17 protein-coding genes are annotated in these 16,293 nt (G+C 50.3%); 2 read left to right on the forward strand and 15 right to left on the reverse strand.

All coding sequences use genetic code 11. From position 1 onward, the window contains the following. Positions 1–199 precede the first annotated feature (199 nt). The 4 genes from NSQ73_RS16655 to NSQ73_RS16670 form a co-directional block, all read right to left on the reverse strand. Complete coding sequence (locus NSQ73_RS16655) at positions 200–970, reverse strand: stalk domain-containing protein (RefSeq protein ID WP_340987344.1); 771 nt, start codon at positions 968–970, stop codon at positions 200–202. 100 nt (positions 971–1,070) lie between these two features. Then, positions 1,071–1,847, reverse strand: coding sequence for a M15 family metallopeptidase (locus NSQ73_RS16660; RefSeq protein WP_340987345.1), 777 nt, complete (start codon positions 1,845–1,847; stop codon positions 1,071–1,073). Between the two features lie 63 nt (positions 1,848–1,910). After that, positions 1,911–3,245, reverse strand: coding sequence for an FtsW/RodA/SpoVE family cell cycle protein (locus NSQ73_RS16665; protein ID WP_340987346.1), 1,335 nt, complete (start codon positions 3,243–3,245; stop codon positions 1,911–1,913). After that, a complete protein-coding gene (locus NSQ73_RS16670; RefSeq protein WP_039292805.1) occupies positions 3,242–3,574 on the reverse strand; it encodes a PadR family transcriptional regulator in 333 nt (110 codons plus the stop codon). The genes NSQ73_RS16665 and NSQ73_RS16670 overlap by 4 nt, the downstream gene beginning before the upstream one ends. 311 nt (positions 3,575–3,885) lie before the next feature. Here NSQ73_RS16670 and NSQ73_RS16675 point away from each other — a divergent pair, with 311 nt between their 5' ends. Beyond that, positions 3,886–5,016, forward strand: coding sequence for an IS4 family transposase (locus NSQ73_RS16675; RefSeq protein WP_340986060.1), 1,131 nt, complete (start codon positions 3,886–3,888; stop codon positions 5,014–5,016). Between the two features lie 281 nt (positions 5,017–5,297). On the opposite strand, the gene NSQ73_RS16680 is transcribed toward NSQ73_RS16675, so the two are convergent. Then, positions 5,298–6,752: a DHA2 family efflux MFS transporter permease subunit gene (locus NSQ73_RS16680; RefSeq protein ID WP_340989301.1), complete on the reverse strand. Its 1,455-nt coding sequence runs from the start codon at positions 6,750–6,752 to the stop codon at positions 5,298–5,300. Positions 6,753–6,852: 100 nt separating this feature from the next. After that, a complete protein-coding gene (locus NSQ73_RS16685) occupies positions 6,853–7,422 on the reverse strand; it encodes a TetR/AcrR family transcriptional regulator (protein ID WP_340987347.1) in 570 nt (189 codons plus the stop codon). Between the two features lie 185 nt (positions 7,423–7,607). Here NSQ73_RS16685 and NSQ73_RS16690 point away from each other — a divergent pair, with 185 nt between their 5' ends. Further along, entirely contained in the window at positions 7,608–8,051 is a 444-nt protein-coding gene (locus NSQ73_RS16690) for a DUF4395 domain-containing protein (protein ID WP_340987348.1), read from the forward strand. A gap of 112 nt (positions 8,052–8,163) precedes the next feature. Here the strand turns inward: NSQ73_RS16690 and NSQ73_RS16695 are convergent, their stop codons facing one another. From NSQ73_RS16695 to NSQ73_RS16735, 9 genes are all read right to left on the reverse strand, one after another. Further along, positions 8,164–8,502 (reverse strand): DUF6054 family protein, encoded by a 339-nt coding sequence (locus tag NSQ73_RS16695; protein ID WP_042136964.1) that lies wholly within the window; start codon positions 8,500–8,502, stop codon positions 8,164–8,166. Between the two features lie 41 nt (positions 8,503–8,543). Next, the gene (locus NSQ73_RS16700) at positions 8,544–9,074 is read right to left on the reverse strand and encodes a hypothetical protein (protein WP_340987349.1); all 531 of its coding nucleotides are present in this window, start codon (positions 9,072–9,074) and stop codon (positions 8,544–8,546) included. A gap of 213 nt (positions 9,075–9,287) precedes the next feature. Continuing rightward, complete coding sequence (locus tag NSQ73_RS16705; protein ID WP_340987350.1) at positions 9,288–10,034, reverse strand: 4'-phosphopantetheinyl transferase family protein; 747 nt, start codon at positions 10,032–10,034, stop codon at positions 9,288–9,290. 31 nt (positions 10,035–10,065) lie between these two features. Then, complete coding sequence (locus NSQ73_RS16710; protein WP_340987351.1) at positions 10,066–10,998, reverse strand: NAD-dependent epimerase/dehydratase family protein; 933 nt, start codon at positions 10,996–10,998, stop codon at positions 10,066–10,068. Between the two features lie 318 nt (positions 10,999–11,316). Further along, positions 11,317–12,291, reverse strand: coding sequence for an ROK family protein (locus NSQ73_RS16715; protein WP_340987352.1), 975 nt, complete (start codon positions 12,289–12,291; stop codon positions 11,317–11,319). A gap of 184 nt (positions 12,292–12,475) precedes the next feature. Then, on the reverse strand, positions 12,476–13,261 hold the full coding sequence (locus NSQ73_RS16720) for an ABC transporter permease (protein ID WP_039292825.1): 786 nt from the start codon (positions 13,259–13,261) through the stop codon (positions 12,476–12,478). Positions 13,262–13,267: 6 nt separating this feature from the next. Beyond that, on the reverse strand, positions 13,268–14,062 hold the full coding sequence (locus NSQ73_RS16725) for an ABC transporter permease (protein WP_340989302.1): 795 nt from the start codon (positions 14,060–14,062) through the stop codon (positions 13,268–13,270). Between the two features lie 70 nt (positions 14,063–14,132). Continuing rightward, on the reverse strand, positions 14,133–15,188 hold the full coding sequence (locus NSQ73_RS16730; protein WP_340987353.1) for an ABC transporter ATP-binding protein: 1,056 nt from the start codon (positions 15,186–15,188) through the stop codon (positions 14,133–14,135). Positions 15,189–15,298: 110 nt separating this feature from the next. Next, a complete protein-coding gene (locus tag NSQ73_RS16735; RefSeq protein WP_340987354.1) occupies positions 15,299–16,081 on the reverse strand; it encodes a GTP cyclohydrolase II in 783 nt (260 codons plus the stop codon). Positions 16,082–16,293: the final 212 nt, after the last annotated feature.

Here is a 16,293-nt window from a genome sequence, read left to right on the forward strand (position 1 = left end):
CTTGTCGCCCTCCTTTGCCGCGATTTCTAATCATTGATTTAAACAGCGTTTAATCAGAATTTAAAATTACTCTCTTTGGAGTGATCTGTCAACAGAAGTTTTCAGGAATTTTCAAAAGAGTTAGCATTAATAAAAAGAAGCATCTCCGGCAGCGGTTTACAGCTGCGAGATGCTCCTGCTATGAATGATCAATTATTTGTTATTTCGAAGGGTTGACCAGCACTTCCGCTGCCTGCAGCGCCGCCAGGCTCAGCTTCACGATCTTGCCCGATGTATTCAGCTCCAGGGTCAGCAGCGCCTCGGATTTGGAGAAGGACAACACGCTTGTTATTGTCATATTCCCGTCATGCTGCCGGCTCTCCGTAGATTTCACTCCGAAGTACTGGCCAGCCGGAGCGCTTACACCCTCCCAGTTCTGCTGAATGACGGGCAGCGGGGGCTGCTCTGCTTCTGCAGCGAAGTAACGCTCGCGGAGTCCTGTATAATTCCCTGCGGCCAGCAATCCGGCTACAGCTCCGGCAGTTACCTCCGGTGAGTAGATTTCAACCTGTCCTTTTGCCGGATTATAGGATGTAACCAGCCCGATCGCTGCAAAAAAGGACAATGGTGCATATGCGCGCTGCTGCTTCAGTTCAATGCTATCTGTAAAAGGCACCCGATCCTTGCCGTTCAGAATGATCTCTTTCCCGCTCAGTCTGAACTCAATGGTTTCCTGGAAGCGATTCAGCTTGAACTGTCCTGTGGCACCTATAAAGGTTGTCTTATACTTAAGGATTTCCGTAGTCTCCCGGAGCGGGAGCATGAGGGTTGATCCGCTGGTATAGGCTTGCGGTCCATCCGTCTGCAAGGCTTGTCCGTTCACAATAATATTTACACCCGGTGCTGCGTGGACACTATTTCCGGTTAATACTCCCGATCCTGCTGCCAATAACAGTACACTTAGGAAAACGGCTGCGATTCTGTTCTTCAAATCGATCCCACCTCTCCTGTAATATAAATATTATGCACGCAAACTTCAGGGACTAAACTTATATTAATCATTAACCGTTCTGCGCAGCTTTGGAACAGCCTCACTCCACATTAAAGTTAAAATACTGCTGCGGATAAGGCTCCTTGATCAGTGTGAAATGCCACCATTCCTTGGTATAGGGCTTGAAGCCCTGCTTCGACATGGCATCCTTAAGAACTTTACGGTTGGCATGCTGGGTACTGTTGACCAGAGTGGTATTATAGTAAGAAATCTCGCCGAAGAAATCATACGGGCTGCCCATGTCAACCAGTGCTCCTGTTTTTTTATCAGCCAGTGTCAGATCGATAGTGCTGCCCCGCGAATGCCCCGATTTCTTGGAGATGAAGCCCAGCTTGAACAGATTACGCTTGTCCAGCTTGGGATAATACTGCTGCTTCATCTTAATATCCGCGGCATCCTGTGACCAGCGTACGAAGTGATTAACGGCTTTTTGCGGACGGTAGGCATCATAGATTCTCAGGATATACCCTTTGCCAGCCAGATCCTCACTGACTTTCTTCAGCGCACTCGCTGCTGTCCGCGAGAAAATCGCCAGCGGAGCCTTATACCCTTCCACCCTTGTTCCGGTAAAATTATTCTCACTGTAGTAGCGTATCTCATACTGCGCCGTAGGAATCACTTCATCCAGATACACAAAGCCGCCGGGAAGATTGTGTTTCTTCTCCACCTTGCTTTGCGCCGGGGCAGCGGCTGTATTCTGTAGCTTAGGAGCAGCCGCTGTGGCTGCTGTGGCTGTTGCCGTTAAAAGCGTAGCTCCGCCTAGGATAAGCGCACATGAGACCAGCCCTAATTTTCTACCTGTATTTCGCAGCTTCATCACAATGCTCCCCCTCTCCTGCCTCGTCCGTATTTTCACCCTACCAGTATACGTGCAGCCTCACTAGGCGTCCATAGTTAAGTCTAGGCTTGTGTCCGCAGGGAGCATATCCTTCCGCCGGTAGACACCCATCAGCAGCCCGACAGCGGCGAATTCAATGAAGACATGCTGTCCGTAGCTGAGGAATGGGAACGGTATAGCTGTAATTGGCATTCTTCCGCTGAGGATCGATAGACCATAAGCTAAGCGGATGGCTAGCATAAGGGCCAGAGCAAGGATAAGCATCCGCCCGTAGGTATCGCGTACAGCGCGGGTATAGGAGATCATTTTGAGAACGAACCAGCCTACTGCCGCGATGAAGAGCAAGCCCCCGGCCCAGCCGAAGCATTGAACCAGAAATACCGGAAAAAGATCCGAATACGCATACGGCAGTCCTTCTTCCGCACCTCCGAAGCCATACCCTCTCCAGCCTGCGGATGTAATGGTCTCGTGAATTCTGCGGTTGAGGTAACCCGGGCCATTAAGCATATAATTATGATTTATCGCTCCGATGACCCTGTCATGCAAGTTCAAATTATTCCAAACATAGATGGCTCCGCCCGACACAAATGTTATAGCCATTAATCCGGCTGTAATCCAGCGCCGTGTTATCCATACATATAGCGTCAGCGATACTGCCAAATAAACCACCAGCTCCGGTAAAGACCGGATCGCCGCATAGATCACCGCAGGCAGCAGCAGTAAGGCTACCTCCGCTAATTCCCTGGTCCGTCTGCTCCATTTCAGCATAAAGCTGCGGCTGGTCCATATTCCTGTCAGAGCGACAACAAATATATAAGGACTGTATCCAACCAGATCAAAATAAAAGCCCATAAAACCAACATAGCGTCTATTCCCATTGATTAATTCAGGACCCAGCAATAGGCTGGCAACGATAGCCATTAATGCTGCAGCATAGATGAATCCTGATGCTTTCTGAAGCAGCCTGAAATTGACGAAGTACATTCCTGTCATAACGGCGATCCCAAGGATGATATACACCGTCTGGCGCATCGTCAGATCAGATAGGGCCGGGTTGAAGGAGGTTCCGGCTTCTATAGCCCCCATCCCCAGCAGACTCACAGCTGACAACATCATTACTGCGGTGAGCAGCCCCCACGGAATCCGCGGTTTATGGATTCTGTGCAGATCCCGGCCGAGCACCTGCGGATCACCCATTTGCGCGATCGCATATTGCTGTGCTTCTTCTTCAGTTGCGCCAAGCTGCTGCCGCTCCAGCATTAAGTCCTGGAAGTGCCCGCTGAGTTCCTCCCTTATCTCCCTGTGCATCCCTTTGGCTCTAACCTCTGCACACACCCTGTCCAGATAGTTGTCCAGCTTCTTCCGCTGCTCCATCATGCGCCGCCCTCCCCCAGTACCGAATCCACCGCGCCTTTGAAAAGATTCCATTCCGCTCTCTTCTCCTGCAGCTTCGCCTTGCCTTCATCCAGCAGCCGGTAATATTTGCGTTTGCGCCCTTCTACCTCAAGCCAATACGCCTCTACCCAGCGTTCGCTCTCCATCGCATGGAGTATCGGATAGAGCGTGCCCTCCTTCAGGGAAAATACCCCCTGCGAGCGCTGCTCCAGCTCTTTAATCAGTTCGTAGCCATATAACGGCTTATCGAGCAGCAGAGTGAGAATTAAGGTCCCCGTGCTGCCCTTCAGCATTTCTTTACTGACTTTCATCGGCATCCCCTCCCGTACGAATGGCAATACACTGATACATCGTTAATCTATGCTTAATATACTTTAATTCCCAGTTGATGTCCAGTCATTGTGTCCACGTCAGCCATATGAGTAATCCGTTAACTTGCGTATGAGTAACAGTTAACGCTGGCAGACAAGTAACCCGTTAATACTTGCCGATAAGCAGCCTCTTGGGGCATTAATGTTGTACGTTTTATAGGCGTGTTGATTTCCCAAAAAAAGGGACGAAAAAGGCCGCCATTTCGGGTAATGGTAAGTACGACCAAACCAAACCGAAATGAGGCGACCTCATGAATAAATATACCCCATTTTTAGCCGTTTTCAAACAAGTATTAACACCGGAAGAAGTCCAAATGGTGACTGGACAAACCAAGGACTACGTAGATAGTGGAACCAAAATGACCGTCGGGTTGCTACTCGATTACTTTGTCCAAGCCTGCTACCACAAATGGGACGGCTTCCGGCAAAGTGCCCGCTTAGGCCCAAACTTTGACTTGCCTGAGATTCATTACTCCACCCTTTCCGGCAAGGCCGGTGAAGTCCCTTACGAAATCTTCAAACGTATCTTTCAACTGCTCGTCAAGAAATGTAACCGACAAACCCGGCGGCATCTGAATCTTCCTAAAGATCTTCTGCTGATTGACTCGACGACGGTCACGGCGGCGAATTCCCGAATGCCTTGGGCCTCGTACAAAAAATTTAGAGGGGGCATTAAGCTGCATGTCGCTCTTTCGCAAGGTCAGCGTTTACCCGTGAACGTGGAGGAATCGATTGCGAAGCGCAATGACGCTCCGTTTGGAGAAGTTTTGGCAGATACGGACTACATTTTGGTACAGGATCGGGCGTATGGAAAAATTAGCAGATTGGATCAATATGTGCTCCAGGGCCAGTCGTTTGTGATTCGACTCAAAGACAATCTCCATTTGGTGAAGCCGAGAAACCTCCAGCGACCCGCAGAGGGAGAAACGAAAATTGTTCGTGATATGACTTGTTATATCGGTCAAGGGAAGTGCCAATCCGCTCAGCGCCACCGGGTCGTAGAATTTGAAAATGACCGGGGGGAAGTCGTACGGGTCGTGACCGATTTGAGAAAAGAGTCCGCTCATGTAATCGCCGAAATCTACAAGGCACGCTGGGAAATTGAAGTCTTTTTCCGCTGGATTAAACAGCATCTGAACGTGCCATGTCTATTTGGAACCACCGAAAATGCAGTATACAGCCAATTGTTTGTGGCCCTTGCTGTCTATGTGCTTCTGAGACGCGTTTATGATGAAATCCACTCCAACGTGCCTGCCTTTGCTCAACTGACCCTTTGGGAATTTATGCAGCATTGGCGTATATTTAGTCTTCCGCTGGAGTGGCAGGTTCAACTGAGTCTACTCAGGAACAAGAGCATTTTGGGAATTATATTCATTCCATAATATGGGGAATCAACACGCCTGTACGTTTTACAACTTTGATCCCCAGATACCCGGACGCCAGAGAGGATTGTTGTACGAAATACAAGAATTGCCCCAATAATCCGTTTGGAGTAGAACAAATGTTGCATTTTTTACAACAAATGTGAATTAGGAGCGATATCATGAGGAAAATGTTGTATTTAGGGCAGGATTTTATACAATGAATGCTCTGTAAGCTCCATATTGCACATAGCAAAAAAGCACACCCGAATTACGGATGTGCTTGCAGTCAATTAATGAGATTAGTGCATGGAAGCCTGTGTTTTGTGCGAGACAATAACACGTTTGAGGAAGAAAGCAACAACCAGACCGATAATGGCCATCACCATGCCGAAGATGAACGCATTCTGCACCCCATGGGTAAATGCAGCGCCAATATTCAGCGGATCACCAGGGTCAGTTACCGTCTTCATGTAGCTCTTGGTACCGGAGGTCATAATGCTTACTGCCAGAGCCGTACCAATCGCCCCTGCAACCTGCTGCAGAGTATTCATGATCGCTGTACCGTCAGGATAGTATTCCAGCGGAAGCTGGTTGATCCCGTTCGTCTGGGCAGGCATCATAATCATCGAGATTCCGATCATGAGCACGCTGTGAAGTACAATTACGAAGATAACAGTAGAAGTAGCTGTAATACTCGAGAAGAACCACAGCGAGATAGCTACGAGCACGAGTCCTGGAATAACGAGCCATTTCGGTCCGTATTTATCGAACAGGCGTCCCATTAACGGTGACATCAGTCCGTTGATAATTCCGCCCGGCAGCAGCAGTAAGCCTGCTTTGAACGCAGTATAGCCTTGTCCCTGCTGCAGGTACATTGGAAGAATCAGCATCGAGGACAGAATCACCATCATACAGATGAAGACCATCAGTACACCGACCACGAACATCGGGAATTTGAAGGCACGCAGATTAATCATCGGCTGCTTCATCGTCAACTGCCGGATGCAGAATAGAACGAGCGCAATTACACCAATAGCAATGGCAATAATCACCTTCGGACTTCCCCAGCCTTCCGCTTCACCGGCGCTGCTGAATCCATACACAACGCCGCCGAAACCGAGTGACGATAATACAATCGAGAGGATATCAATCTTCGGCTTGGTCACTTCTGTGACGTTCTGCATGAAGAAAATTCCGCTGAACAGCGCGATCACAAGGAACGGCAGGGACAGCCAGAAGATCCAGTGCCAGCTGAGGCTCTCAATCAGCAGACCTGCAATGGTTGGGCCGATCGCTGGAGCTACCATGATGACGAGTCCGATGAGACCCATCGCTGCGCCTCTTTTCTCAGCGGGAATAATGATCAGGATCGTGTTGAACATCAGCGGTAAAAGAAGTGCAGTTCCCATCGCCTGAACCACACGCGCTGTAAGCAGGAATTCGAAGTTCGGCGCCATTGCAGCCAGGAATGTTCCCGCAATCGAGAAGCATAGCGCAGCAATGAACAGCTGTCTGGTCGTGAACCACTGCAGGAGCAGCCCGGAGATCGGAACCAGAATACCCAGCGTCAGCAGGTAAGCTGTAGTCAGCCATTGCGCTGTGGTCGGAGTAATTTGTAATACATTCATAAGATCACTTAAGGCTACATTTAATGCGGTCTCACTGAACATGCCGATAAATCCGGCAAGCAATAAGGAGACGAGAATTGGAAGGGTCTTGAATTTGCGGGGCTCTGTGTGCCCCTTACCAGTCATAGTTGCGTTCACTCTCATATCCTCCTGATAATCTGTTTGTTCTCTCTCTATTTGTTGCTGTGTTGCAGTATTGCGGTGTTACGGTGGTACTGTTGAAACCTTAAACCAGTATTGCCGGAATACTCTCTGCTGCCGCAACCAGCGGCTGGACATTTCGGCACGTCAACGCCAGCAGCAGCGCACCTTCAAACAAGGAGACCACAACAGTCGCTTTTCCCACAGCAGCTTCCTCCTGCATGCCATCTTTCATCAGACGCTGGGCGATCACATCCTGCCAATCCTTGAACACACATTGACAAGCGGTCCGCAGCTCATTGCTGACACAGGAAGTCTCCACGGCTACCCAGAAGCTGAACGGCACCAATCCTTCAAAAGAAGATTCCTCCGCTTCCCTGGCCATAGACAGAATGAAATTCTGCACCGCCTGAGCAGGTGAGTCTTCACCCTCTACATAATGCCGCAAATTTTGGGAGACCATTTCACTTGTCCGGTTAATACAGGTCAACACCAGCTCTTCTTTGCCGTGAGGAAAATAATAATACAATGATCCTTTGGGCGAATCGCTGTCCTTGATGATCTGATTTAGTCCGGTTGCATGATAGCCCTGTGTGAAAAACAATCTTGAAGCCGTATCCAGAATAGCTTCACGTGCATTATGCTTGTTTGACAAGCCGGACACTTCCTTTATAGATGTTTCTGCACTTTTATAACAATTGGTCTACATAATAAAACCACGAGTGGGCTCCGGCTGTCAATGGATAATAATTTCAAATTTTAATGTTTACGCTTACCGATTGCCACATTGCGGATCATTGGTTATACTTTAATTATTCCAATGTGAAAGGTGTGATTTCAATGAGTGAGCCTTCAATCATTAAGGGAATTCCCCGGCCGTTAGTCAGAACTAATCAGGCTTTTATCGTAATTTCTGTATTATTGTCACTGTTTACGGGAGCTTACTGGATTCTTGCCCTGCCGCTTGCCGCAGGACTGTCTGGCCTAATCTTCGGATATAATCCGGTGATCAAGGTTGCGGCGAACTTCCTGACTAAGGAGCGCTCCGCCTATGTACTGGAAGACTGGGAACAGCAGCAGTTCAACCAGAGCATTGCCGTCTTCTGCCTGACTGCAGGACTGGTCAGCTTCCTAGCCGACTGGACCGTAGCGGCTTATATCTTCACGATCATGGTCGCGGTAGCAGCCACAGTAGCTATCCTCGGCTTCTGCATCGGGTGCTTCATCCACTACCAGTGGAGAATGTATACCTATAGACGCAAACAGGCAGCCCTCCACAAATAAGCAGGAGTCTGTGCTGCCCGTACGGTGAATTTTACAGGGCCAGTAAGCCGCAGCAGCAGTATGCTGCCAGACCTATGCTGGCCTCCAAGCTCCTTCTCCTTAACATCCCCGGTTATTCCACAATATAATCCGCCAGAATTCGCTCCACTGAAGAAGCGAAGCTTTTGCCGGCGCCCCAATCGAGCTTAAGGATCAACCCGTTGGAGCCTCCCGCCGGAATAAGCCGGACATTACTTCTGCCCTTCAGATTATCCACTAGAATCACCAGCGCCGCCTGATTACCGGACCGGAAATAATACCGCTCATAGACCAGCGTTCCGATCATCTTGCCTTCACCGAGATCATTCAGCTCCTCGTACAACAGCTCCGACTCCTGCGTCATTCCCTCTTTGATCAGCGCAAGCGTCTCATTGGGCTGCAATCTAACATCGAGTTGGTAGGCCTCATTCATGCTCATCACCCTCCCACGGGTTTAGGTATACAACTATTTGCCTAGCGGGCTTCGCCAGCCACATCCCAGCGGTGACGGAATTTCTCCAGCCGCGGATGCAGTTGTGCCGGCGCTTCTGACAACAGCAAACGCAGCTTGACGATCCATTCCTCGAATGAGGAATAGGAAGCGAACAGATTAGCCATCTCCGGAGTCAGATAGAGAAAGTAAGGTGCGGAATAGACCTCGCTGATATGGCGCAGCGCAGAATCAAGCGGGGTGTATTTCTTGCGTTTCCCCTCCAGACTTTCCACCGTAATGAAAGAGCGCCCCTGATATCTTTTCCACTCATGCAGCCGGTCCTCCCGTTTATAAAAAGCCTGCACCGGCTCCTTCGTCATCCGTCTCACGGTTTCTTCATGCAGCGGATACAGCACCAGCTTGGTGAATTTGCGCTCTATCGCTGTCTCAGCCGCCTTCAACAAATCCATATCCGAGATATGCTCGAATGAATCATAGAAGATTAAGGTCCCTTTGCGTTCACCGGCTGGGGGTTCATAACCATAAGGCACATGCTGAATGTCTCGTTTCATCATTACCCTCCTGTGTGCTTCAATATCTACAGCATATCATGCTACCCCGGATCGCGTACAATTCCTGGACCTAGAACGTATGCCCTGAATGGTAATACTCGCCAAAAAAGCAGCGGTGCCAAGACTGGCAAACGCTGCTATATGTAAGTGTTGCGCAGTGCAAGGACATTCTGTGCCTGTATATCTAATACCGGCTGGCAGGTGCCCTCTTCCCTACAAGACGGTGAGTCCGTCAGGCTCTGGAGCGGATTGCTCCTCCTGCAGCCGGCAGCGCCGCAGAAATACTTCGGTTAGATCCTTAGCCCGGACCACCAAATACTGATCAGGAAAGCGGAAATCTGTTGAACAAGCGGTCAGCACGTAGCCCGGATCTACCGGATATTGCCTGAACGCATGATCGGGCAGCCGGTCACTAAGCACAGACTGCTCATATTTCAAAGCATACTGCTCGGAGAATACCGAACGGATCGGAACCGTCAGGCCAATGCCCTCCATCTTCAGATAACTCTCCTTCCGCGTCCACAGGTCATAGTAATAGCGTATTTGAGCCTCTGATTTCAAGCTCTGGTATTGCTCCATTTCTTCAGGGGACAGGCTGTACCGGGCTAACGCCGGATTTATGGCAGCCATCTTCTGAATGTCGATTCCAACCCGCTGTCCCTTGCGGCTGACGATACCTGCTACCCATTTTCCCGAATGTGAGAGGTTATAGTCCCACGGTTCGCGCATAGCAGACAGCCGGGGTTTGCCAAACACCCCTTTGTCAAAACAGATCTCATCATTCCGCATTCCCTCCATATCCATGGCGAACATCCGGGCAAGGATGTCTCCGATAAGAGACCTGCGAACATCGTCTTCACGTTTCAGCCGGCTGCTGCTCATCCGGCGCTCCGGCGACACATGGGGCAGCAGCTCAGGAACCGAAAAAGCGGTCCCGAGTGATACAGCAATGATATGCATGAACGGTCAAGCCTCCTATCGGTTCTCCGGTCTATTCCTGCTGCTCCCGGAACCAGCCCAAGGTTTCTTTGACTGCATCCTTGTAAGCGGTTGGAGAATATTCCGGGAACCGCTTCATGAATTTGTTCTCGCTCAGCACCAGCGGATACTGGAATTCGTATAGCAGCTCATGGAATTCCTTAGCTTCTTTATCGAATATACCTGCCAAACCAACGGCCCAGCCCGGGAGGGTCCGGCTTTTCCTTGGACTGTCTGCTTCATCCTGGATGAGATTCAGGAACTGGCGGCCTTCAATCGCCCCGGAGCCCGACACATGCCATTCCCCTTCTTCCCCGCTATACGCCAGCAGCACGGCTGCTTTGGCCGCATCACGGATATAGACCAGATCATGGGGAACATCCAGCCTGACCGGCCAGGCGATGGTTTTGGCCCGCAGCGCTCCGTTGAATATCGGTCCGAATACCCTGTTCGTAACGTTGGGGCCATAGTAGTCGGGATAACGCGGAATGACATAGCGGAAGCCGTTCTCCGCTGCCCGCTTCTTCAGGAGCTCTTCCAGCTGGTTACGGAGCTTTCCTTTACGGGTAAGAGCCGCCTTGGGATGGTTCTCATCCGCGGGAAGGTATTGGAATCTGCCGTATCCGTAGACATTGCCGGGAAATACCAGCGTCTGCCCGGAATGCAGCTTCGCGGTAACCCGTTCCAGCGCTTTGGGCATGATCGTGTACCAGTCCTGGTAAGGCACATTAAGACAGAAGTAGACCGTTTTCACTCCTGTCAGGAGAGCAGCAAGAGCCCTCTCATCCTGTATATCCAGTGAAGCCATAGTCAGCAGCGGTCCTCTCAGTCTGCTTAGTGCCTCATTAGAACGATGATAGGTCGCTGTTACCAGCTTCCCCCGCCACAGTAATTCTTGGGTAATGGAATGGCCTAAACCGCCATTGCCTCCGATTACGAGATTCATAACATTACCGGCTCCTTATCGAGCGTATGAATACCTTCAGCCACCAGCTTCAGTGTTTATTCAGTCTGCCCGGGATGATGTTTAGCAGTTATGAAGAACCGTTACATGCCGCTTCCTCAAGAACTGCCGGATATAGAACTGCTGCCGAATTCTTAACCTGCTATTAGTATACAGCCAAGAATATGCTGTCATCATTGGGATAATTTGACGATTATTGTCGTTTAAGGTCCTTAATATGTAGATATGGTGAATTATTGAGATTCAATAGTTTTGCATCACCTTACGTTAATCTTCGCCGATCATTGTCCCGGTCAATCATCATTTAAGAGCATTCAGTCTCTGGTCCGCATATACCGCTGCGCCAAGTGTGCCCGCCCTGCTGCCCAGTTCGGCTTGAACGATCCTGCATTTGCTTCCTGAGAGCTTCAGCGCATGAGCATTTACAGTGCCACGGACGCTGCCCAGCAGCCGTTCTCCTGCGGCAGACATCCCGCCTCCAATAATGATCAGCTCCGGGTTCAGCAGATTAATTACATTAGCCAGACCGTACCCCAGCAGTTCTCCGGTTTCATGCATGACCTCAATCGCCAGCGGGTCCCCGAGATCATAAGCCTCCGAAATCATTTTTGCGGTAATTTGTCCGTCATCCTGATTCGTCCAAGTCTGAATCAGACTGCTCCTGCCATCCAGCAGCTTCTCTTTGAACGTGTTGACCATACCCACAGCAGATACATACCTCCCGAGGCAGCCGGAGCTCCCGCAGCGGCAGGGCCGGCCCTGCCGGTACATATTCATATGTCCGATTTCACCAGCGCTGAAGGTAGTTCCGTACAACACCTTGCCGTCATGGACAATGCCTGAGCCCAGTCCGGTTCCAAGTGTGAGCAGCACCAGGTTACGGCATCCTTTTCCGGCTCCCTGCTGCCATTCCCCATATAAGTTAACCCGCACATCATTATCTATGTAGACTGGAAAATCATAAAAGGGTTTCATTGCATTCACTATATGTATTTGTTCCCATCCGGGAAAGTTAGGTGAAAAGATGGACAGGCCTTCCTCCGGGTCCAGCAGACCGGGAATTCCCATCCCCATACAGGTGACCTGCTGCTGATCTATCCCCTTGCCCTCTGTCAGCTGTGTAACGGCCAACCTGATCCGCTCCAGCACATGCGCCGGTCCTGCCGCCGCTTCCGTTGGCAGAGTCAGCTCCTCGACTGCGTTGAAATCCCCATCGAACAATCCCGCTTTGATATTGGTTCCGCCCAAATCGACGCCTATAGTATAATTGTTCATCGCTTCTGCTCCTTTACAGTAATAGTCCTGGCTTCACTCTCACCACTTATTATGCGCTTTCATTGATTGGGTAGGTAGGATTTTTTGAGCATTGTTATAGTATTTTCTACACAAAAAGGGTCGTCCGCGCCAGCCAATGAATAGCTGCTTGGACGACCCTGTATAATGTTCTTTGCGGAATCCCTTAAGACCCCGCACCTTTGTACCGCTTAACGCCATAGCTCCAGGCCATCAGGCCGATGCCGAGGAACACTGCACCCACAACGGGGGTCAGCAGCGCCATCCCCTTCATCTCATCACGGTGGAGGAACAGGGCTGCCGGATAGATCCCGACAAATGCAAACGGGATAATCCAGGTGAGCAGCACCTGAATCGCCCGGTTGTAGATCGTAACCGGATAACGGCCGTAGGTCTGGATATTATACATCAGCGGCAGAATACCGGTTGGCGCATCCGAGTAGAACGACAGTGAAGTCAATGTCGTATAGATGCCGGTATAGATTGCTACCGCACTGAGTGTCAGGATAATCAGCATCGGAATCGTCCACCATTCGAATGGCAGACCCAGATTGCTGCCGCTGATGGCCATAACAATCAGTCCGATGAAGGAGCCCACAAGTGAAGGCGGGTCCACATTTTCCAGGAAAATCTGGAACAGGTTATGCGCCGGACGGGTCAGAATGCGGTCCATCTCGCCTTTGACGATATAACGCTCACTGAAGCCCCACATATTCACGAAGCAGCTGAACACACCGAACGGCACCATGAAGAAGCCGTAGACGAACACCACTTCGTTCTGATTCCAGCCGCCCAGGCTGTCGGTATGCATGAAAATGACCAGAATGAAGATAAAGTTCGTTGCCTGGAAGAGCAGATCGGAAACAACCTCCACCCAGAAATCAGCGCGGTAGGTTAACCTTGTCTTCATATAATTTTTCAGATATTCAATTAACAAGCCCAAATAGTACATTCCGGCTCAACCTCCCTGCACGAACAGCCGCTGGCGCGCTGCGTGATATAGCCAGACAATCGGAACCAGCAGGACCAGGAACCAGATCACCTGGATGCCCAGCACATTCCAAATGCCCACTCCCTGCACACGGCCCGTGAATACGGAACCCGGCAGATACGTGATGGCCTGAAAGGGCAGAACCTTAAGAATGGACGATAACCAGCCCGGAAACAGCGTAATCGGGACGATGAGGCCGGAAAACAGGTCAACGATAACACGCTTCATGCGCATCATCCCCTCATTATTCTCGACGAAGAATGCAGAGAGCCCCGTTATGATATTAATCTGTGAGCTGATCAGGAAGCTGAAGAAGAGCATCACCAGGAAACCGATCCAGGCGGATGGTTCTGTCGGCAGCTGCACCGGAAACAGCAGAATGGCTATCACCATGCCCGGAATCATCAGCATCATGAAGCGGAACAGGCCTTCGCCAAGTCCCTGCATCATTTTGACCAGAACATAGTTATAAGGGCGGATGAACTGAATCGCGATGCTGCCGTCACGGATATCGGTAGAAATCTCCCTGTCCAGGTTATTGAAATAGAACGCCCGGGCCATCCACGAGACGGCTACATACGTAGTCATCTGTGCTCCGGTAAAGCCGCCTAGCGACTCCCCGCCTCCATAAATAGCTTTCCAGGTGAAATAGTTAACCCCGATATTCAGCGTGTAGATCAGAATTCCTGAATAGTAATTGATCCGGTAGGCCAGCATCGTCAGGAAGCGGATGCGGATGAAATCGAAATAAGCGCCGAGCAGCAGCCTGCGTCCGTTCTCTCCGGAACCGCCTGAAGAGCCTCCGGAGGAGGCAACTGCACCATTAAGCTGCTCAGACATGGATGACCTCTTTCTCATCTCGGAGTGCTGCTATCATCTCTTCCGGTTTCTCTGCCGAACCTGACTGATAAATACTGCGGACAATATCATCCGTGTTCGTTTCAATAATTTTGATGTCTGTAATATCTGCCTGTCCAACCACACGGCCCAGTACATCCGATACATTCAGCTCGAGCGGAATCCATACCTTGGCACCCAGCTCATTCTCAGCTGTCCAGGTAACCGGCATTCCCTCTGTCCACTGCATAAGCTGCTGCAGCTTCGTCGCAGTACCGAACTGGAACTGCACCTCACGTCCGGTTCCCCACCGCTGCTTGAGATCCTCAAGACCCCCGTCATAGATAATCCGCCCGTCATCCAGCATGATTACCCGCGAGCAGAGAGCTTCAATATCCTGCAGATCATGTGTCGTCAGCAGGATGGTCGTGCCATGCTCACGGTTCATATCCTTGAGGAACTCACGAATCTCCGACTTCACGACAATATCTAGGCCAATCGTCGGCTCATCCAGAAACAGTATCGACGGATTGTGCAGCAGCGCAGCGACCAGCTCACAACGCATCCGCTGTCCGAGACTGAGCTTGCGTACCGGACGGTTCAGCAGCTCCTGCAGCTCCAGTCGCTCGACGAGCTCATCCAGCCTTTTTTTGAAATCCTGCTCGGAGACCCGGTACACCTTACGCAGCAGCTGGAACGATTCGATGACACCGATATCCCACCAGAGCTGGCTGCGCTGTCCGAATACGACTCCGATATTCTGTACGAACTTCTCCCGTTCCGCATACGGCACGAAGCCGCCTACAGACAGACTGCCGGCGGTAGGTACAAGAATCCCGGTGAGCATCTTAATCGTGGTCGATTTACCGGCCCCGTTCTCCCCGATGTATCCGCATATTTCGCCTTCCGGAATACTGAACGAAATGTCCTTCACTGCGGTCACTTCGGAATATTGCCGTTTAAACAAATCAGCGAAGGCCCCTTTGAGGCCCTCGCGGTTTTTTTGGACTTTAAATGTCTTGCGCAAGTCCTGCACTTGAATAGCATTCATAGGTTACCTCACTAAGCTAAGTATTGGGTTCAGTACCCCATTATAATGGAATGAATCCAAAAGTACTACCTATTTCCCTTACCATTCTGCTCTGCCAGAGTATGACCGGCTTATTTAGCTACTCTGCCCTCAAAAAAATCCGCGCTCTGCACAGCCTCCAGGTGTCCGGAGCGGGCTACTTTGGTCCGCAGATACTTTTCGTTGAAGACCGAGACATCGCCCCATAGCGGTACTCTTTTGACCGTGTTCATTCCGGCAGCTCTCAGAGCTTCCATCTTCTTCGGATTATTGGTAATCAGGGTCACCGGTTTGCTGCGCAGGTGCTGAAGCACGCTGATCGCGTCAGTGTAATCTCTGGAATCGTCGGCAAAGCCCAGCTCCAGATTAGCTTCAACAGTATCATATCCTTCTTCCTGCAGAATATAAGCCATGGCTTTGCTGAACAGGCCGATGCCTCGTCCCTCATGATTAGCCAGGTAAAAGAGGGCACCGGAACCATGCTGGGCAATCATCTTCATCGATGTGTGCAGCTGGAAGCCGCAATCGCAGCGTTTGCTGCCAAAAATATCGCCGGTATGGCATATGCTGTGCATCCGGATCAGCGCTTCGTCGGAGTTCTCGAAATCCCCATAGACAAGTACGCTCGACTGTTGTCCATCCGCAAGGTTCATGGAAGACAACCGGCTGATAAGCAGCTCTGTAGCCTCTTTACCTTCCGCTTGCTGAAGCTCTTCATCCGTCACTTTCAGCCAGCTGTACCATTTGAAGGTAACGGTCTCCCCGTCCAGGTTCACAGGTAAGGTAATGGGACCAACCAGTATATTCGTGGAATCATCCATTGAGATCCGTTTGATTTTGTTCTGTAATATAGAAAGGATATCGGGTTTGATCATGAGTGCACCGTCCTAAAAGTTTTGATAGCATTAGCTTCTTCGTTTCCGTTTCGCAAAACTTGCTTCGGAAGCATACACTTAGTTTTGATAGCATAGCCCAAGCAACTTTTCTCCCGAAAATGCGTAATAGCCTATGCCTGGTTCGTAAAATTTTAATATTCATTATTTGCACTAGTAACTATTTGTAAGTTAGTTTATCATTGTAATATAAG

This window comes from Paenibacillus sp. FSL R10-2736 (genome assembly GCF_038000245.1).
In the GTDB taxonomy this organism is placed as follows: Bacteria; Bacillota; Bacilli; order Paenibacillales; family Paenibacillaceae; genus Paenibacillus_AQ; species Paenibacillus_AQ phytohabitans.